The sequence below is a fragment of the Polaromonas sp. CT11-55 genome (assembly GCF_047303325.1).
In the GTDB taxonomy this organism is placed as follows: Bacteria; Pseudomonadota; Gammaproteobacteria; order Burkholderiales; family Burkholderiaceae_C; genus Polaromonas.
In genome coordinates, this window is the sequence record NZ_JBKBEX010000019.1 from 26,210 (window position 1) to 43,997 (window position 17,788).

Here is a 17,788-nt window from a genome sequence, read left to right on the forward strand (position 1 = left end):
GTCCTCGTCCCTCAACCGTTCGCCACTTCCAGTTTCAAGCGGGCGGTGAAGGTGGCTTTGTCCAGCAGTTGCAACTCGTCGAGCAGTTGCACGGCCATGCTGCCCACGCCCAGGCCGCGCGCCTGGGTTTTTTCCGCCGCCACTTCGCCGGCAAGGCCCAGCAAAGCCATCGCAGCGGTGGTCGCGCGCCAGGCATCGGGCTGCACCGCGCAGAACGCGCCAATCAGGGCTGTGGCCGAGCAGCCGACGCCTGTGATGCGGGTCATCCAGGAATGGCCGTTGGAAAGCCGGGCCCAGCGGTGTCCGGCATCCAGGATATGGTCGGTCTCGCCGCTCACGCAGACCACGCCCTCGGTGCGCGCGGCCAGAGCCCGCGCGGCATCCAGCGCATCCCCGGCCGCGGCCCCGCTGTCGACACCGCGCGTTTTCACGGTGGCGCCGGCCGTGCTCATGATTTCAGAGCCATTGCCGCGAACCACGGTGGGTGCGGCGACGGCCAGCAGGGCCTTCAGCGCGGAATTGCGGTATGGCGTGGCGCCCGCGCCGACCGGGTCGAGCACGCAGGGAGTCCCGCGCGCCGAGGCGGCTGCCAACGCCAGCTTCATGCTCTCAACCCAGTAGGGGTCCAGTGTGCCTATGTTCAGCACCAGCGCCTGGGCGATGCCCACCATGTCGCGGACCTCTTCATGCGCATGCGCCATGACGGGCGAAGCGCCCGCGGCCAGCAGCACATTGGCGTTGAAGTTGATCACCACCAGGTTGGTGATGCAGTGCACCAGCGGCGAACGCTCGCGAACCGACGCGATGTCGGCCCAGAGATCTGCGGCGGAAAGAGTGGAGGCCATTTGCGGTCGCTAGAGGTAGTGGTAATGGCGGGCTGTGCGGTGCTACGGATGGGCTGCAGCCCGCGCCGATGGGGAGCCGGAGGTCTTGCCGGGTCATTATCGCGGAATGCCCCATCGGGGGAAGCCGCTTCATTCGCGCGACAAAGGCCATGGACCCCAGTTTTTGCCGATACCCGAGCTTCCCTTGGATTTCCGCAACGCCTTGCGTTATGCTTTTCGAATCCAGTTCGAAAAGCCATACCGGCAAGAACATCTCACTCCAAAGCCCAAAGTCATGAGCCAAACCCCGGTCCACGAATTTCATAACCAGGAACTTCTGGAAGTCATTCCCTGGGGAGCCAGCAAACTGATTGAAGTGGGCTGCAGTTCAGGCGCCCTGGCAAGAGAGTTCAAGAAAATATCGCCGGGCTGCCACTATTTCGGGATCGAGATCGATCCTGACTACGCCAAGCTGGCGGACCGATATTGCAACGAGACCCAAGTCATGGACATCGAGGCTGCCGACGATGCATTCTGGAAAAAACAGACAGACAGAGACTGCTGGATCTTCGGCGACTGCCTGGAACATCTGAGGGATCCCTGGAATATCCTGCGAAAAGTCCGCCAGGCCATGCCTGCGGGGGCCAACATCGCAGCCTGCATTCCCAATGCACAGCACTGGTCGCTTCAGGCCCGGTTGAGCATAGGGGATTTGCGCTACGAGGAAAGCGGCTTGCTGGACAAAACCCATTTGCGGTTTTTTACCAGGCAAACCATCCTGGAAATGTTTCACAATACCGGTTTCACCGTCACCGAGTGTGTTCCCAGAATTATCTTCCCGGAGCCCGCGAGGGAGCAATTTCTTCCCGTCATCCAGCAGCTCGCAAAGCTGGCGGGAGCAGACCCACAAGCCGCCGCGGAGGATGCAATACCCATTCAGTACGTTGTCAGGGCCGAACCCCGATAGCGCCAGCCCTGTCTGAATAACCCGCGAAAGCTAAGACCAGACCTTCAGCATCTGCGCCTGGCTTACGTACGGGAAATCTACCTGTTCGATCAGGCCGTCATCCGACTTTTCCGGCAGATGATCCTTGTATTTTTCCTGGAATCTGCTCGCATAGGTCTTATAGACACCCTCAAAATCTCCGACAGTTGATTTGTGGGCAATCAAGATGTCCTTGCATACCGCTATGTCAAAGCCGCGCAGAAAGGCGGCATAGCTGAAGTCCGTGTCGTATCCGTGGAAACCGTCGAAGGTTTCTTCATCGAATCGCACTGATTCGACGACACGACGCCTGGCCGCGATAAAAAAACCGTCCAGCGCCTGTATTCCCTCAACCTGCGCCAACTCCGGGCCGCCCCATACCGAAACATGGAAGAGTTCACTGGGCCATGCATTGGCAACCGGGTATGCAATCACCCCGTGGATATGAGGATCACCGCTGCTCATCCATTTGCTGTCTTTAAGCCGGGTCGTACCGGCGCAGCCGACGACATCAAAAGTCTGCAAATGCTTGCGAAGCAGGCTGGAGAAACTCGGCGAGATGATTTCAATGTCGTCATGGCAAAAAATCAGAATATCACCTCGACTTTTCTTGACGCCCCTGTTGTACCCCTCGCACAGTGACTTGGCATCATGGATTCCGATGATTTCATACGGTGAATCACCGAAACGCTCCCTTAAGTTGCCGCACACCAGCTCGTACTTGACCGGATCGATGCTGCAGATGATGACGGACACCAGTGAATCTTTTTTCTCCGCTTCGTTGGCATCAACGCCATGGTCGACCAGATTCCGGGAAACCCCTGCAAAACGGGCGCTAGTACGGTAAATCAGCCCCGCAAGAAGGAGTGCCGCGAGTATGAGCACAGCCGGCAGATACTTTTGCCACAGCAAACATAAGCCCAGTGCGATAGCGCAGCACGCCCAAAAAACTCTAAAAATGATTCTGCGGATTACCCAGTTCCGGGTTGGAACGTTTGTTTGGACAGATTGCATATTGGTGTAGGTTATCACCGGCCAGGAGCGTGCTTTTCGCATGGAACACCGCACTGCACGGCCATGTATAAAGCCGTGCGCACCGGGACTTGCAAGCCCAATCCGCTCAGCGAAACCGGGAATGCTATCAATACAATAGCTAAGTACGCCCATCATTCCCTTGACCTGTTCCCCCTGCACAAAGAAGTCACCGGATAAATAACTCGGGCTTAAAAAGCGTAAAAATTGACGCTATAATCTAAGGCTGCATTCCTCAATAGCTCAGTTGGTAGAGCGCCGGACTGTTAATCCGTAGGTCCCTGGTTCGAGCCCAGGTTGAGGAGCCAGTGAATTTCCGAAATGGGCACCCTTGTGGTGCCCATTTCTTTTTCCGCGGCCCAAGTCCGCAATGCCTTTTTCGCCGCAAGCAGGCCGCTAGGCGCATCAGCGGCGCCATCGTCTGCCGGCCTTGCCGCCGCAACCCACTCGGCTACCATGTGCGCATGCCCTTCCCGGCCTGCTGTCTCCGCTGTTTCGTGCCGATGCGCTTCTAAGCCATGGGAAAACTCCCGCGCCCCGTCCCCTGGCTTGCCGCCGGCGAAAGCTTTCCGCCACTCGAGGAAGCCTGGGGCCATCACGACCCGGCCCCCGGCCTGCTGGCTGCCGGTGCCGCATTGGACGTGCCAACACTGGTGCAGGCCTATTCGCAGGGTATTTTTCCGTGGTTCAGCCTGGGCCAGCCGCCGCTGTGGTGGAGTCCCGATCCCCGCATGGTCTTGCAGACGCGGCATTTCAGGCTGCATCGTTCGCTGCGCAAAACGCTGACCCGCTTCCAGGCCCAAACCGGTTGCGAGCTTCGTTTTGACAGCACCTTCGAGCGCGTCATCAATGCCTGCGCGAGCAAACCCCGCGAGGGCCAACCGGGCACCTGGATTGTCCCGGACATGGTCCAGGCCTACAGCAGCCTGCATCGGGCCGGCCATGCCCATAGCGTAGAGACCTGGGTGGACGGCGAACTGGCCGGCGGCCTTTACTGCGTCAACCTGGGCCGCATGGTGTTCGGCGAATCGATGTTCGCCCATCAGACCGACGCATCCAAAATTGCGCTGGCTGCGCTGGTGGCTTTTTGCCGCGCCCACGAAATGACCATGATCGACTGCCAGCAAAACACCCGGCACCTGGCCTCGCTGGGAGCGAGTGAGATCAGCCGCGCAGAATTTGTCACCCATCTCGCCCGGAGTGTTGGCAAAACCGCACCCCTCTGGGAGTTCAAACCCGTATACTGGAATCAGCTTCTGACGACGGGAATGACAGACCTACCGTGACGCACCTCAAAGACCTGCCCCTGCAAACCTTGCAGTTCTATGCAACGGCACCCTATCCCTGCAGTTACCTGCCGGGCAAGCAGGCCCGCTCGCAGGTCGCAACGCCGAGCCACCTGATTCACAACGACGCCTATTCGGACCTGGTGACCAACGGCTTTCGGCGCAGCGGCATGTTCACCTACCGCCCCTACTGCGACGGCTGCCAGGCCTGCGTGCCGCTGCGGGTGCCCGTCAAGCTCTTCAGCCCCGACCGCAGCCAGCGCCGCGCCTGGAACCGGCACCACACGCTGCACGCCCGCATCCTCAAGCTGTGCTTCATGCCCGAGCACTACCAGCTCTACCTGCGCTACCAGAACGGCCGCCACGCCGGCGGCGGCATGGACCACGACAGCATCGACCAGTACACCCAGTTCCTGCTGCAAAGCCGCGTCAATTCGCGCCTGGTGGAGTTCCGCGAAACCCTGCCCAATGGCGAACCGGGCGCGCTCAAGATGGTATCCATCCTCGACGTGCTGGAAGACGGGATTTCGGCTGTCTATACTTTTTATGAGCCCGACGCCCGCGCAAGCTACGGCAACTACAGCGTGCTCTGGCAAATCGAGCAGGCACGGCGCCTGGAACTGCCCTATGTTTACCTGGGTTACTGGATCGCCGAAAGCCCGAAGATGAATTACAAGGCGGGATTCAGGCCCAACGAAGTGTTGCTGGACGGCCGCTGGGTGCTTTCCACTACACCTGCAACGGCCAGCCAGGGTGCCGGCGAACATCCCGACCCGGCTTAAGCCTGCCGCCTCGCATGCGTCACCAGACGCATCTGCATTTCACAGGGTAAAATTTGCAGCAGAAAGCCTGCACATGAAAAAGCCCGACTCCGCCCCTTCCGCCACACCGACCGTCCAGGTCATCGAGAGAATGTTCACGCTACTCGAAATCCTGGCAAACCGCGAGGAGGCCTTGTCGCTCAAGGAAATCAGCGAAAAATCGGGCCTGCACCCCTCCACGGCCCACCGCATCCTGAACGACCTGGCCACCGGCCGTTTTGTCGACCGCCCCGCGGCGGGCAGCTACCGGCTGGGCATGCGCCTGCTTGAGTTGGGCAACCTCGTGAAGGCGCGCCTGGATGTGCGCGAAGCGGCGCTGATTCCCATGCGCGAATTGCACAAGATCACCCAGCAGCCGGTGAACCTGAGCATGCGCCAGGGCGACGAAATCGTGTACGTGGAACGCGCCTACAGCGAGCGTTCCGGCATGCAGGTGGTGCGCGCCATAGGCGGCCGTGCGCCGCTGCATTTAACGTCTGTGGGCAAGTTGTTCCTGGCCTTTGACGACCCGCAGCGCCTGCGCACCTATGCGACGCGTACCGGGCTGTCGGGGCAGACGCGCAACAGCATCACCCAATTGCCGGTGCTCGAGCGCGAGCTCTCCAAGGCGCGCCAGTACGGCATCGCGCGCGACAATGAGGAACTGGAACTGGGAGTGCGCTGCATGGCCGCCGGCATTTACGACGACCAGAACAAGCTAGTGGCGGGTTTGTCGATTTCAGCGCCGGCGGACCGGCTTGACGAGCACTGGCTGCCCAAGCTGCAGGCAACGGCCAATGAGATTTCAGCGGCGCTGGGCTACAGGCCCAAATAGAAAAAGAAAGAGCCGCCTTTAGCGTTGCCCGCGGCGGAAATACTCAGCCGTTGACTTGCTTGACGGAAGCGCTGACATTGACCTTGGGCTCGGTCACCGGGTTGGACTCCACCCAGCGGCGCACGCGCTCGGCATCACCCAGGCGGCTGAGCTTGCCGGCGGAATCCAGGAACACCATGATCAGCTTGCGGCCCGCGATTTTAGTCTGCATGACCAGGCACTGGCCGGCTTCGGAGATATAGCCGGTTTTCTGCAGACCGATGTCCCACTCGGGGTTCTTCACGAGGCGGTTGGTGTTGTTGTACTGCAGTGTGCGGTTGCCGACGGCGACCTGGTAACCGGTGGAGGTCGACAGCTCGCGCAGCATGGGATCGCCGTGAGCGGCATTGACCAGCGTTGCCAGGTCTTGCGCACTTGACTGGTTGCGGCTGGAGAGGCCTGTTGGCTCGACGTAGCTGGTGTCGGTCATGCCCAGCATCTTGGCCTTGGCGTTCATCAGGCTCACGAAGGTGGCCATGCCGCCGGGATAGGTGCGTCCCAGGGCATGCGCCGCACGGTTTTCGCTGGACATCAGGGCCAGATGCAGCAGTTCACCGCGGGTCAGTGTGGTGCCGACCTTCAGACGCGAGCTGCTGCCTTTTTCAGTGTCCACGTCATCCTGTGTCACGGTGATCAACTCATCCATGGGCAGCTTGGCGCCGCTGATGATGACGCCGGTCATCAGTTTGGTGAGGGACGCGATAGGCAGCACGGCATGGTCGTTCTTGCTGAACAACACTTCGCGCGTGTCCTGGTCAATCACCAATGCCACGCTGGACTTGAGTTCCAGCGGATCCTGCGCGCTGTGCAGGCCGGCGATCTGGCCGAAAGACGGTTTGGCCGGCACCGAAGCGCGGATGATGCTGCGGCGCTTGGTACCTGCAACAAAACGTACGCTCTTGCGCGTGGAGACAATCTTTTTGGAAGCCGCCGCCTTCGAAGAAGCGTGCTGCTTTTTGACAATGGTATTTTTGGCGGTCGCCGCATTGGCGGCGGGCACTGCAAAGGCGGCTATCAAAGCCACGAATCCAACGATTTTTAATGCGCGATTGAAAATCTGATGAGACATGGTGAATATTGCCTGCGTGGGATTGCAATGATGGGATGGCTGGAGTGTATACAAATAGAAAAAGTCACGCAATATCAAAAACTTGCGTGACTTTCCTAAAAATACACTCAATTCGTGCGATTTTTCCGCTTGGCCTCCTGGTTTGCACCCAGACTCATCGCCAAGTCGTTGAATTTAAACGACTTTATTTTCCGAATTGTTACATCATCCCTGCGCGGCTACCCGGTCAGCTTTACTTTGGAGCTTGTTCAGCGCGCTCAGATACGCTTTGGCCGAGGCCACCACGATGTCCGGATCGGCACCCACCCCATTGACAACCCGTCCGCTGTTCTGCAGGCGCACCGTGACCTCCCCCTGGCTTTCCGTCGACCCGCTGATGGCGTTCACGGAGTAAAGCACCATCTCGGCACCGCTTTTGACGTGTGATTCGATGGCTTTGAGGGAAGCGTCCACGGGGCCGTTGCCGTCCGACTCGCCTTTGACTTCCTTGCCGGCCACCGTGAACACGACGCTGGCCTGGGGGCGCTCACCGGTTTCACTGTGCTGCGACAGGGATACAAAGCCGTACTGCTCGTTATCATGCGAAGCGCTTTCATCGCTGGCCAGAGCCAGGATGTCTTCGTCGAAAATTTCGCTCTTGCGGTCGGCGAGTTCCTTGAATTTGGCGAAAGCGTTATTGATGTCCGCTTCGCTTTCCATGGAAACACCAAGCTCGAGCAGACGTTGCTTGAAAGCGTTGCGTCCGCTCAGTTTTCCCAGCACGATCTTGTTGGCGCTCCAGCCCACGTCCTCGGCACGCATGATTTCATAGGTGTCACGCGCCTTGAGTACACCATCCTGGTGAATGCCGGAGGCATGGGCAAACGCGTTGGCGCCGACGACAGCCTTGTTCGGCTGCACCACAAAGCCGGTGGTCTGGCTCACCATGCGGCTGGCCGCGAGAATGTGCTGGGTGTCTATGCCCAGGTCCAGGCCGAAATAATCCTTGCGGGTCTTGACGGCCATCACCACCTCTTCGAGCGAACAGTTGCCGGCGCGCTCGCCCAGGCCGTTGATGGTGCATTCCACCTGACGCGCGCCGCCGATTTTCACGCCGGCCAGCGAGTTGGCGACGGCCATGCCCAGGTCGTTGTGGCAGTGAACCGACCAGACGGCCTTGTCGCTGTTGGGAATGCGCTCGCGCAGGTTCTTGATGAAGTTGCCGTAGAGCTCGGGGATGGCGTAGCCCACGGTGTCGGGCACGTTGATGGTGGTTGCGCCCTCCTTGATCACGGCCTCCAGCACGCGGCACAGGAAATCAGGGTCGGAGCGGTAGCCGTCTTCGGGGCTGAACTCGATGTCGCCCATCAGGTTCTTGGCAAAACGCACCGAAAGCTTGGCCTGCTCGAACACCTGGTCGGGTGTCATGCGCAGCTTCTTTTCCATGTGCAGGGGGCTGGTTGCCAGGAACAGGTGCAGCCGCCCGGAAGCGGCCGGTTTCAAGGCCTCGGCGGCACGAGAAATGTCCCTGTCATTGGCACGCGCCAGCGAACAAACCGTGGAGTCCTTGACGACTTCCGCGATCGCCTTGACGCATTCAAAGTCGCCGTTGGAACTGGCGGCAAAGCCGGCTTCGATCACATCGACCTTCAGGCGCTCCAGCTGGCGAGCGATACGCAGCTTCTCATCCCGGGTCATGGAGGCGCCGGGCGACTGCTCGCCGTCGCGCAGGGTGGTGTCGAAAATAATGAGTTTGTCGGTCATGGTGGGCTCCTGAATCTGAAGATTTTTAGTTGGACGGGGCCAATGCGGCGCAAGGGGTATTTTCGCCGGAAGCCAGGCGCATTTGCGCGCGTTGCCATCCGGACAGGATGGCTTTCAAGGATGCCGAGACGATATTCGCGTCCATGCCGACGCCAAACACCGTATACCGTTCGTCGACGCGCAATTCCAGGTAGGCCACGGCGCGGGCATCGGCACCGGAACCGAGGGCGTGTTCATGGTAGTCCAGCACGCGCACCGTGGTGCCCAGCGCGGCGTTCAAACCGTTGACGAAGGCCTCGATAGGCCCGGCGCCCTGCCCCGCAATCTGCCGCGTCTGGCCGGCGATTTGCACCTGGGCCGTCAAAACCACGCCATCCTCCGAGACGCTTTGCTGGACCTGCGGCGCTTCAGTGCCGGCCATGCCGTATTCGTCCTGAAACAACTGCCACAGATCTTGTGCCGTCAATTCCTTGCCTTCGCTGTCCATTACTGACTGTACGGCCTGGCTGAATTCGATCTGCAGCCGGCGCGGCAATTCGAGGCCATATTCGCTTTCCAGCAAATACGCGATACCGCCCTTGCCCGACTGGCTGTTGACGCGAATCACAGCCTCGTAGCTGCGCCCCAGGTCTTTCGGGTCTATGGGCAGGTAGGGAACGGCCCAGGCGGCGCCTTCTTTTTGAACGGTGAAGGCTTTTTTGATGGCATCCTGGTGGGTGCCGGAAAACGAGGTGTAGACCAGTTCGCCAACATAGGGATGGCGCGGATGCACCGGCAACTGGTTGCAATGCTCCACCGTGCGGCGGATCTCGTCGATATGGGAGAAGTCAAGATTGGGCGCCACGCCCTGGGTGTACAGGTTGAGCGCCACATTGACGATATCGAGGTTGCCGGTGCGTTCCCCGTTGCCGAACAGGCAGCCTTCGACCCGCTGCGCGCCGGCCATCAAGGCCAACTCGGCCGCCGCCACACCGGTGCCGCGATCGTTGTGCGGATGCACCGACAACACCACCGCGTCACGCCTGGCGATGTGGCGGTGCATCCACTCGATCATGTCGGCAAAGACGTTGGGGGTCGAGTGCTCCACCGTGGTCGGCAGATTGATGATGCAGGGGTGTTCGGCCGTGGGCTGCCATACCTCGGTGACCGCATCGACCACACGCTTGGAAAACGCCAGTTCGGTGCCGGAGAAATGCTCGGGCGAATACTGGAAAGTCCACTGCGTTTCGGGCCGGGTACGCGCCAGATCCTGAATCAGCCGCGCATGGCTGGTGGCCAATTCCACGATCTGGTCCGGATCCATGCCCAGGACCACTTCGCGCATCAAGGGCGAAGTGGCGTTGTACAGGTGCACGATCACTCGCCTGGCGCCGGCCACCGCTTCCATGGTGCGGCGTATCAAAGGCTCCTTCGCGGGCGTCATCACCTGGAGGGTGACATCGTCGGGAACCATGTCGTTGTCGATCAGGTGGCGGACAAAATCAAACTCAACCTGCGACGCGGCCGGAAAGCCGACCTCGATCTCCTTGAAGCCGATCCGCAGCAGTTGTCCGTACATCCGTAGCTTGCGCGCTATATCCATGGGCTCGATCAGCGCCTGGTTGCCGTCGCGCAGGTCGGTGCTGAGCCAGACGGGCGCTTGTGTCAGGATAGCGTCGGGCCAGGTACGGTCGCGCAAGCCAATGGGTGCGAAGGCGGGATATTTGCTGGCAGGTTGCTTCAACATGGTTTTCCTCTCTCGAAATCCGAAATCAAGAACCAGCAACCCAAAGAAAAACGGCCCGTTGCTGGTGCAAACGGGCCGTTGAATCAGGTGTACGCGTGCGCTACCGTCTCCGCCCGTTGGCAGATAGCAGTAGTGCTAGCGAAATTTGTTTCATCCGCTCAATGTACCACAATTATTTGTGGAGGCCCCGCTCGTCCGGTTCGTCTGTGGACGTCGATATCACGCTGGTCTGCTGACCCTTGGCCTTGCGCCAGCCGTACAGCACGTAGCCAGAAAGGCCGTAAAGCACGAACAGGCTAAACATCACGGTAGGCGGGTGGATGTTAATCACGGCGATCCCGAGGGCGATCAGCACGATGGCCGCAAAAGGCACGCTGCGTTTCATCTGCACGTCCTTGAAGCTGTAGAACGGCACATTGGTGACCATGGTCAGGCCCGCATAAAGCGTAAGGCCGAAAGTCACCCAGCGCACCTCCATCCCGCTGATGCCGGCATCGGTCATCAGCCAGATAAAGCCAGCCACCAGCGCCGCGGCGGCTGGCGACGGCAGTCCCTGGAAGAAGCGCTTGTCGACCACTGCCGTGTTCACGTTGAAGCGGGCCAGGCGCAACGCGGCGCAGGCACAGTACACAAAAGCGCCTATCCAGCCCCAGCGTCCCAGGCTGGTCAGGGCCCAGACATAAGCAATCAGGGCCGGCGCGGCACCGAAAGACACCATGTCCGAGAGCGAATCCATCTGCTCGCCAAAAGCGCTTTGCGTGTTGGTCATGCGGGCAACCCGCCCGTCCAGGCTGTCGAGGATCATGGCGCAAAACACGCCAATGGCGGCCTGGTCGAAGCGTCCGTTCATGGCCATGACGATGGCATAAAAGCCGCCAAACAAAGCGGCCAGCGTGAAGAGGTTGGGCAATATGTAAATGCCCTTGCGGCGCTTGCGTATCACGACCTCCGAGTCGTTGCCCGCGGATTCTTCGCCATCATGCATAAAAAAACTCCTGAAGCACAGCTGGTGCGCGCAAATAGCTATCAATTCATAGCATCCTAGGACACCACAGAGGAAGCCGGCCTGCCCGCCAGGGGCTCTCAATTGCCGGTTCAAGGCGCCAAGGATACCAAGATCGGTGCCATATAAATTTCCGGAACACGTTCGAGTTTGTGTTTCCCAGAAAAAAAGCCGCGCAGGAACTTTGCGCGGCTTTTTGCAGGACAAGGCCCTGGCGGGCCCACTCCATTAGTTGCGGGTCTGGTCGACCAGCTTGTTTTTGGCGATCCAGGGCATCATCGCGCGCAGCTTTTCGCCCACCACTTCGATCTGGTGCTCGGCGTTGAGGCGGCGGCGGCTCAACAGGGTTGGCGCGCCCGCCTGGTTTTCCAGCAGGAAACTCTTGGCGTATTCGCCCGTCTGGATGTCTTTCAGGCACTTGCGCATGGCGTCCTTCGTGGCCGAAGTCACGATGTTGGGGCCCGTCACATATTCGCCGTACTCGGCGTTGTTCGAGATCGAGTAGTTCATGTTGGCGATGCCGCCTTCATAGATCAGGTCGACGATCAGTTTGAGTTCGTGCAGGCATTCGAAGTAGGCCATCTCAGGCGCGTAGCCGGCTTCCACCAGCGTTTCGAAGCCGGCCTTGATCAACTCGACGGTGCCGCCGCACAGAACGGCCTGCTCGCCGAACAGGTCGGTTTCGGTCTCTTCACGGAAATTGGTTTCAATGATGCCGGCCTTGCCGCCGCCGTTGGCCATGGCATAGCTCAGGGCAAGGTCGCGGGCCTTGCCGGACTTGTCCTGGTGCACCGCCACCAGGTGAGGCACACCGCCGCCCTGGGTATAGGTGTTGCGTACCGTGTGGCCGGGGGCCTTGGGGGCGACCATCCAGACGTCGAGGTCGGCACGGGGAATCACGGCGCCGTAATGGACGTTGAAACCGTGGGCAAACACCAGGGAAGCGCCCTGCTTGATGTTGGGAGCCACGTCGTTCTTGTAGACCGCGCCGATCTGTTCGTCGGGCAGCAGAATCATGACCACGTCGGCGGCTTTGACCGCGTCGGCGACTTCGGCGACCTTCAGGCCGGCCTTTTCAACCTTGGGCCAGGAGGCGCCGCCCTTGCGCAGGCCGACGACCACTTTCACACCGCTGTCGTTCAGGTTTTGCGCGTGAGCGTGGCCTTGGCTGCCGTAGCCGATGATGGCGACCGTCTTGCCCTTGATCAGGCTCAAATCACAATCTTTGTCGTAAAAAACTTTCATTTTTCTCTCCAGAATAGGTATTGGCGAAAATGCCCTTCGACAGGCTCAGGGCGAACGGTAAACGCATATCGCCACTCAAAATCCGTTCGCGTTGAGCCTGTCGAAACGCGCGCACGGACGACTGAAATCAAACCCGCAAAATCCGCTCACCGCGGCCGATGCCGCTGGAGCCGGTTCGCACCGTCTCCAGAATCGCGCTGCGGTCTATGGCCTCCAGGAAAGCATCATTTTTGGACTGGTCGCCGGTCAGCTCGATCGTGTAACTTTTCTCCGTGACGTCGATGATTCGCCCGCGGAATATATCAGCCATGCGCTTCATCTCCTCGCGCTCCTTGCCGACCGCGCGCACCTTGACCATCATGAGCTCACGCTCGGTGTAGGCGCCCTCGGTCAGGTCGACCACCTTGACCACTTCGATCAGGCGGTTCAGGTGCTTGGTGATCTGCTCTATGACGTCGTCGGAGCCCGTGGTCTGTATCGTCATGCGCGACAGGCTTGGGTCCTCGGTCGGGGCGACGGTCAGGCTTTCGATGTTGTAGCCGCGCGCCGAAAACAGGCCGACCACGCGGGAAAGAGCGCCCGGCTCGTTTTCCAGCAAAACTGCAATGATGTGTTTCATAAGAAGATTCCTCTTTTCGCTGCCCTCCCCTGCGCACGGTAATGCGCAGGCTCGGCAGACAATAGATTCGTCAGGTGACGGTGAATGAATGGGTGTTTGGTGGCTTGAGGCTTAAAGGTCTTCCGACCCCAGCAGCATCTCGGTAATGCCCTTGCCGGCCTGCACCATCGGGAACACGTTTTCGGTCGGGTCCGTGCGGAAATCCATGAACACCGTGCGGTCCTTGAGCTTGCGGGCTTCACGCAACGCAGGCTCAACATCCTGCGGCTTTTCAATCAGCATGCCGACGTGGCCGTAGGCCTCGGCCAGCTTGACGAAATTGGGCAGCGCGTCCATGTAGCTGCTGCTGTAGCGCCCGGCGTATTCCACTTCCTGCCACTGGCGCACCATGCCCAGGTAGCGGTTGTTCAGCGACACGATCTTGATCGGCGTGTTGTACTGCAGGCAGGTGGAGAGCTCCTGGATGCACATCTGCACCGAGCCTTCACCCGTGATGCAGAACACTTCCGAGTCGGGCTTGGCGAGCTTGATGCCCATGGCATAGGGAATGCCGACACCCATGGTGCCCAGGCCGCCCGAATTGATCCAGCGGCGCGGTTCGTTGAACTTGTAGTATTGCGCGGCCCACATCTGGTGCTGGCCCACGTCGGACGTGATGTAGGTGTCGGCGTCCTTGGTCAGGTTCCAGAGGGTTTCGACCACGTGCTGGGGCTTGATGACGTCGCCCTTGCCCATGCTGTACTTCATGCAGTCGCGCTTACGCCAGCCTTCGATCGTGTCCCACCAGCCGCCCAGCGCGTTGGCGTCGGGCTTGAGGCCGGACTCCTTGATCATGCTGATCAGCTCGGTCAGCACGTCCTTCACGTCGCCCACGATGGGGATGTCGACCCGCACACGCTTGGAGATGCTCGAAGGGTCGATGTCGATATGGATGATCTTGCGCTCGTTCTGCGCGAAATGCTTGGGATTGCCGATCACGCGGTCGTCAAAGCGGGCGCCGACGGCCAGCAACACGTCGCAGTTCTGCATCGCGTTGTTGGCTTCGATGGTGCCGTGCATGCCCAGCATGCCGAGGAATTTTTTGTCGGTGGCCGGGTAGGCGCCCAGGCCCATCAGGGTGTTGGTGCAGGGGTAGCCCAGCATGTCGACCAGGGTGCGCAGCTCTTGCGAGGCATTGCTGAGCAGCACGCCGCCGCCGGTGTAGATGTAGGGCCGCTTGGCCGAAAGCAGCAGTTGCAGGGCCTTGCGGATCTGCCCGCCGTGGCCTTTGCGAACCGGGTTGTAGGAGCGCATCTCCACGGTTTGCGGGTAGCCGGCATAAGGCACCTTGTTGAAGGACACGTCCTTGGGAATGTCCACCACCACCGGGCCGGGGCGGCCGCTGCGGGCAATGTGAAAGGCCTTTTTCAGGGTCTCGGCCATTTGCCGCGCGTCCTTGACCAGGAAGTTGTGCTTCACGATGGGCCGGGTGATGCCGACGGTGTCGCACTCCTGGAAGGCATCCAGGCCGATGGCGTGGGTGGGGACCTGTCCCGTGATGATGACCATCGGGATGCTGTCCATATAGGCCGTCGCGATGCCGGTCACTGCATTGGTCACGCCGGGACCAGAGGTGACCAGGGCCACGCCCACGTCGCCGGTGGCGCGGGCATAGCCGTCCGCCGCGTGCACGGCCGCCTGCTCGTGGCGCACCAGGATGTGCTGGATCGAGTCCTGCTTGTAGAAGGCGTCGTAAATGTGAAGGACCGCGCCGCCGGGGTAGCCCCAGACGTACTTGACACCCTCAGCCTGAAGCGACTTGATGAGAATTTCCGCGCCGCGGAGTTCCTGGGAATTTGTGTGTGCAGACGCTGCTGCCGCGGAAGCGATTTCCGCCTTGGAGATTTCCATGATGAACCTTTGTGAATTTCTCTAACGAAATACCTTGGGTGCCTCTTCGCCCACTCTTGTGAAGCGGCGTCGAGACTTGAGGCCAGAACCATAAGCGGAAACATAAACCGCCGAGCCATGACCCGTTTGCCTTTTGAATTGCAGGGCATATTATGACATTTCGCGTTGCGCATTGGCCGCAGGTGCCGAAAAAGGGCCGGCCCGGGCCGGCCGTGATGCGATAATTTTCCAGCGGCATCCCAAGGATGCATGCTGATCGGCACAGGCCCCGCGACGACCGCGGGCCATCCCCGCAGCACTGGACGAACCGGAACCCCATACCGTTGGCAACTGAACAAGAACTCTCGGATTTCCTGAAAAACGTTGAAAAACGGGCTTTCAAGCGCAGCATTTACCACGTCAGGGACGAAGAAGCTGCGCTCGACATCGTTCAGGACAGCATGATGAAGCTGGCTCAGCACTACGGCGACAAACCCGCCGCGGAGCTGCCCATGCTGTTCCAGCGCATCCTGGCCAACACCACGCTGGACTGGTTCCGCCGCCGCAAGACCCGAAACGCGCTCTTTTCCAACATGAGCGACTTCGAGTCGGCTGGGGAAGACGGAGATTTCGATCTTCTGGAAACTTTAGAGACCTTGACCAACTCAGAAGGTACGGAGAGCGCCCAAGATGCGACGGAACGGGCTCAAATATTGCGTGAGATCGAACTGCAGGTAAAGGAACTGCCGGGCCGTCAACGGGAAGCCTTTCTGATGCGTTACTGGGAGGAAATGGACGTCGCTGAAACAGCAGCCGCCATGGGCTGTTCAGAGGGTAGTGTCAAAACGCACTGTTCGCGCGCGGTTCACGCTCTTAGCAAAGCCCTGAGCGCCAAAGGTATAAAACTATGACTAATTCACTACAAAAAAGAGCCGATATCCTGCAGGACCGCTTTGGCCTGAAAACCGCCTCCTACCTGTCAGCGGGCGCGGCAGACCTGCCTTACGACATTTCCGAGCGCCTGCGCGCCGCGCGCTTTCAGGCCGTATCCAATCGCAAAGTAGCAAAAGCCCAAACCGCTGGCAGTATTGTGGGCAATGGCGGCAGCGCGGCTCTGACCTGGGGCTCCGACGACGGCCTGAGTTGGTGGGCCCGGATCGGCTCGGTCCTGCCCCTGGTGGCTCTGGTTGTGGGCCTGCTGGTCATCAATTCCATCCAGAACGACAATCGCGCCCAGGAACTGGCCGAAGTCGACGTGGCGCTGCTCACCGACGAACTCCCGCCCGCGGCCTTTGCCGACCCCGGTTTTGTCCAGTACCTCAAAGCAACACGCCAAGCCCCCACGGTCCAATGACCCGTCCAGCAGGCGCCCGGCGCATCTCCCTGCCTCTTGAACCTTCAAGCCGCTTGAAGCTGCAATGGCTGTCGCTCGGGCTTGTGGCGGCCGCCCTGCTGGCTATGCCAGGCTTGGGTTTCGCCCAGGGCCCCAAACCGGCAGCCCCCGCCAGCGCGCCTGCCCCAAAACCCGCCGCAAGCGCACCCGCCAAAGCGGTCGTGTCCAAGCCCACCTGGGCGGAACTCAGCCCCATGCAGCAGAAGGCGCTCGCGCCCCTGGCTTCGAGCTGGCACGATATCAGCGAGCAGCAAAAGCGCAAATGGCTGGAAATCTCCAAAAACTACCCCTCGCTGCCGCCTGAAGGCCAGGCCAACCTGCACAGCCGCATGAACGAATGGGTCACCCTGAGCCCCCAGCAGCGCGCCCAGGCACGGCTGAATTTCGGCAAAACCAAAGAACTCTCCAAGCAGCTCACGCCTGAAGAGAAAAAAGCCAAATGGGAAACCTACCAGGCCCTGAGCCCGGAAGAAAAACAAAAGCTGGCAGCCAAGGCCAGCCCCAAGCCCACCGGGGCCGCAACCGCCGTCAAGCCGGTCGCCCCGCAAAAACTGGCGCCTGTTCCGCCGCACCCTGTCAAAGCCGCGAGCAAACCTGCACCTAAAATCGGTGCTTCACAACCGGTGGCAGCCGCCACGCCCGCAGCACTGCCCGCCAGCGCTCCAGGCGCCACGCCCCAGCGTTGACACGCAGCCGGCGGTAGCCGGCCGGATTTATTGGCCGCTCCGGCAGTCCACTGCCCGCGAGCATTGAAGAGCGACTCATTTGACAGCCACCGACACCCCCTCAATACCGTCCATCCCCCGGCGCATGGCATGCTGGATGTACGAAGGCATGCTGATGTTCGGCGTGGTTTTTCTGGCCGGCTACCTCTTCAGCACCTTGAGCCAGACCCGCAACGCGCTGGACAACCGCCATGCGCTGCAGGCTTTTGTGTTTGTGGTTTTCGGCATCTACTTTGTCTGGTTCTGGGCCAAGGGCCAGACACTGGCGATGAAAACCTGGAACATCCGCGTGGTCGACGTCCACGGCGCGCCCATCACCCAAAAACGCGCCCTGCTGCGCTATGTGCTGAGCTGGCTGTGGTTCCTGCCACCGCTGGCCGTCAGCTGGCTGCTGGCATTGCCAGGTCGCGAAGGCGCCGTGCTGACGCTGGGATGGGTCGCCATCTGGGCCATCCTGGCGCGCTTTCATCCGCAAAAGCAGTTCTGGCACGACGCCTGGGCGGGAACCCGGTTGATCACATGGGTGGCCCCCGAAAAACCCCGCAGCAAAAACAAAGGCATGACAGACGCGGGTGCATAACATCAACATGCCACA

General features: G+C 60.3%; 17 protein-coding genes and 1 tRNA gene. 9 read left to right on the plus strand and 9 right to left on the minus strand.

Annotated features, from left to right (window positions below):
- Nucleotides 1–11: 11 nt before the first annotated feature.
- Nucleotides 12–845: a hydroxyethylthiazole kinase gene (gene thiM / locus ACEN8I_RS16765; protein WP_413329657.1), complete on the minus strand. Its 834-nt coding sequence runs from the start codon at nucleotides 843–845 to the stop codon at nucleotides 12–14.
- A 184-nt stretch (nucleotides 846–1,029) separates the two neighbouring features.
- Here thiM and ACEN8I_RS16770 point away from each other — a divergent pair, with 184 nt between their 5' ends.
- Entirely contained in the window at nucleotides 1,030–1,791 is a 762-nt protein-coding gene (locus ACEN8I_RS16770) for a class I SAM-dependent methyltransferase (RefSeq protein WP_413329658.1), read from the plus strand.
- A 30-nt stretch (nucleotides 1,792–1,821) separates the two neighbouring features.
- Here ACEN8I_RS16770 and ACEN8I_RS16775 read toward each other — a convergent pair whose 3' ends face one another.
- On the minus strand, nucleotides 1,822–2,865 hold the full coding sequence (locus tag ACEN8I_RS16775; protein ID WP_413329659.1) for a glycosyltransferase: 1,044 nt from the start codon (nucleotides 2,863–2,865) through the stop codon (nucleotides 1,822–1,824).
- A 208-nt stretch (nucleotides 2,866–3,073) separates the two neighbouring features.
- Here ACEN8I_RS16775 and ACEN8I_RS16780 point away from each other — a divergent pair.
- The 4 genes from ACEN8I_RS16780 (at nucleotide 3,074) to ACEN8I_RS16795 (ending at nucleotide 5,762) form a co-directional block, all read left to right on the plus strand.
- Nucleotides 3,074–3,149 (plus strand) — tRNA-Asn (locus tag ACEN8I_RS16780).
- Between the two features lie 210 nt (nucleotides 3,150–3,359).
- Complete coding sequence (gene aat, locus ACEN8I_RS16785; RefSeq protein ID WP_413329660.1) at nucleotides 3,360–4,127, plus strand: leucyl/phenylalanyl-tRNA--protein transferase; 768 nt, start codon at nucleotides 3,360–3,362, stop codon at nucleotides 4,125–4,127.
- A complete protein-coding gene (locus ACEN8I_RS16790) occupies nucleotides 4,124–4,909 on the plus strand; it encodes an arginyltransferase (RefSeq protein WP_413329661.1) in 786 nt (261 codons plus the stop codon). Before aat ends, ACEN8I_RS16790 begins: the two co-directional genes overlap by 4 nt.
- A gap of 73 nt (nucleotides 4,910–4,982) precedes the next feature.
- Nucleotides 4,983–5,762, plus strand: coding sequence for an IclR family transcriptional regulator (locus ACEN8I_RS16795; protein WP_007869695.1), 780 nt, complete (start codon nucleotides 4,983–4,985; stop codon nucleotides 5,760–5,762).
- Between the two features lie 43 nt (nucleotides 5,763–5,805).
- On the opposite strand, the gene pbpG is transcribed toward ACEN8I_RS16795, so the two are convergent.
- From pbpG to ACEN8I_RS16830, 7 genes are all read right to left on the minus strand, one after another.
- A complete protein-coding gene (gene pbpG / locus ACEN8I_RS16800) occupies nucleotides 5,806–6,870 on the minus strand; it encodes a D-alanyl-D-alanine endopeptidase (RefSeq protein WP_413329662.1) in 1,065 nt (354 codons plus the stop codon).
- 204 nt (nucleotides 6,871–7,074) lie between these two features.
- A complete protein-coding gene (locus tag ACEN8I_RS16805; RefSeq protein WP_413329663.1) occupies nucleotides 7,075–8,613 on the minus strand; it encodes a 2-isopropylmalate synthase in 1,539 nt (512 codons plus the stop codon).
- Nucleotides 8,614–8,638: 25 nt separating this feature from the next.
- On the minus strand, nucleotides 8,639–10,339 hold the full coding sequence (gene leuA / locus ACEN8I_RS16810) for a 2-isopropylmalate synthase (protein WP_413329665.1): 1,701 nt from the start codon (nucleotides 10,337–10,339) through the stop codon (nucleotides 8,639–8,641).
- A gap of 172 nt (nucleotides 10,340–10,511) precedes the next feature.
- The gene (gene pssA / locus ACEN8I_RS16815) at nucleotides 10,512–11,324 is read right to left on the minus strand and encodes a CDP-diacylglycerol--serine O-phosphatidyltransferase (RefSeq protein WP_413329666.1); all 813 of its coding nucleotides are present in this window, start codon (nucleotides 11,322–11,324) and stop codon (nucleotides 10,512–10,514) included.
- A gap of 246 nt (nucleotides 11,325–11,570) precedes the next feature.
- Complete coding sequence (gene ilvC / locus ACEN8I_RS16820) at nucleotides 11,571–12,587, minus strand: ketol-acid reductoisomerase (protein ID WP_413329667.1); 1,017 nt, start codon at nucleotides 12,585–12,587, stop codon at nucleotides 11,571–11,573.
- Nucleotides 12,588–12,714: 127 nt separating this feature from the next.
- On the minus strand, nucleotides 12,715–13,206 hold the full coding sequence (ilvN, locus tag ACEN8I_RS16825; protein WP_007869681.1) for an acetolactate synthase small subunit: 492 nt from the start codon (nucleotides 13,204–13,206) through the stop codon (nucleotides 12,715–12,717).
- Between the two features lie 111 nt (nucleotides 13,207–13,317).
- Nucleotides 13,318–15,096 (minus strand): acetolactate synthase 3 catalytic subunit, encoded by a 1,779-nt coding sequence (locus ACEN8I_RS16830; RefSeq protein ID WP_413329669.1) that lies wholly within the window; start codon nucleotides 15,094–15,096, stop codon nucleotides 13,318–13,320.
- A gap of 323 nt (nucleotides 15,097–15,419) precedes the next feature.
- Here ACEN8I_RS16830 and ACEN8I_RS16835 point away from each other — a divergent pair, with 323 nt between their 5' ends.
- The 4 genes from ACEN8I_RS16835 (at nucleotide 15,420) to ACEN8I_RS16850 (ending at nucleotide 17,773) form a co-directional block, all read left to right on the plus strand.
- Nucleotides 15,420–15,986: an RNA polymerase sigma factor gene (locus tag ACEN8I_RS16835; protein WP_413329670.1), complete on the plus strand. Its 567-nt coding sequence runs from the start codon at nucleotides 15,420–15,422 to the stop codon at nucleotides 15,984–15,986.
- The gene (locus tag ACEN8I_RS16840) at nucleotides 15,983–16,429 is read left to right on the plus strand and encodes a DUF3619 family protein (RefSeq protein ID WP_413329671.1); all 447 of its coding nucleotides are present in this window, start codon (nucleotides 15,983–15,985) and stop codon (nucleotides 16,427–16,429) included. Before ACEN8I_RS16835 ends, ACEN8I_RS16840 begins: the two co-directional genes overlap by 4 nt.
- Nucleotides 16,426–17,154 carry a DUF3106 domain-containing protein gene (locus ACEN8I_RS16845; protein WP_413329672.1) on the plus strand — a complete coding sequence of 243 codons (729 nt, stop codon included), beginning with the start codon at nucleotides 16,426–16,428 and terminating at the stop codon, nucleotides 17,152–17,154. The genes ACEN8I_RS16840 and ACEN8I_RS16845 overlap by 4 nt, the downstream gene beginning before the upstream one ends.
- 79 nt (nucleotides 17,155–17,233) lie before the next feature.
- The gene (locus ACEN8I_RS16850) at nucleotides 17,234–17,773 is read left to right on the plus strand and encodes an RDD family protein (protein WP_413329673.1); all 540 of its coding nucleotides are present in this window, start codon (nucleotides 17,234–17,236) and stop codon (nucleotides 17,771–17,773) included.
- Nucleotides 17,774–17,788: the final 15 nt, after the last annotated feature.

Bases quoted from the DNA above. Each gene is read 5' to 3' on its own strand.
- thiM (WP_413329657.1), bottom strand. From the start codon at position 845: ATGGCCTCCACTCTTTCCGCCGCAGATCTCTGGGCCGACATCGCGTCG.
- ACEN8I_RS16775 (WP_413329659.1), bottom strand. From the start codon at position 2,865: ATGCGAAAAGCACGCTCCTGGCCGGTGATAACCTACACCAATATGCAA.
- aat (WP_413329660.1), top strand. From the start codon at position 3,360: ATGGGAAAACTCCCGCGCCCCGTCCCCTGGCTTGCCGCCGGCGAAAGC.
- ACEN8I_RS16795 (WP_007869695.1), top strand. From the start codon at position 4,983: ATGAAAAAGCCCGACTCCGCCCCTTCCGCCACACCGACCGTCCAGGTC.
- pbpG (WP_413329662.1), bottom strand. From the start codon at position 6,870: ATGTCTCATCAGATTTTCAATCGCGCATTAAAAATCGTTGGATTCGTG.
- ACEN8I_RS16805 (WP_413329663.1), bottom strand. From the start codon at position 8,613: ATGACCGACAAACTCATTATTTTCGACACCACCCTGCGCGACGGCGAG.
- leuA (WP_413329665.1), bottom strand. From the start codon at position 10,339: ATGTTGAAGCAACCTGCCAGCAAATATCCCGCCTTCGCACCCATTGGC.
- pssA (WP_413329666.1), bottom strand. From the start codon at position 11,324: ATGCATGATGGCGAAGAATCCGCGGGCAACGACTCGGAGGTCGTGATA.
- ilvC (WP_413329667.1), bottom strand. From the start codon at position 12,587: ATGAAAGTTTTTTACGACAAAGATTGTGATTTGAGCCTGATCAAGGGC.
- ilvN (WP_007869681.1), bottom strand. From the start codon at position 13,206: ATGAAACACATCATTGCAGTTTTGCTGGAAAACGAGCCGGGCGCTCTT.
- ACEN8I_RS16830 (WP_413329669.1), bottom strand. From the start codon at position 15,096: ATGGAAATCTCCAAGGCGGAAATCGCTTCCGCGGCAGCAGCGTCTGCA.
- ACEN8I_RS16840 (WP_413329671.1), top strand. From the start codon at position 15,983: ATGACTAATTCACTACAAAAAAGAGCCGATATCCTGCAGGACCGCTTT.
- ACEN8I_RS16845 (WP_413329672.1), top strand. From the start codon at position 16,426: ATGACCCGTCCAGCAGGCGCCCGGCGCATCTCCCTGCCTCTTGAACCT.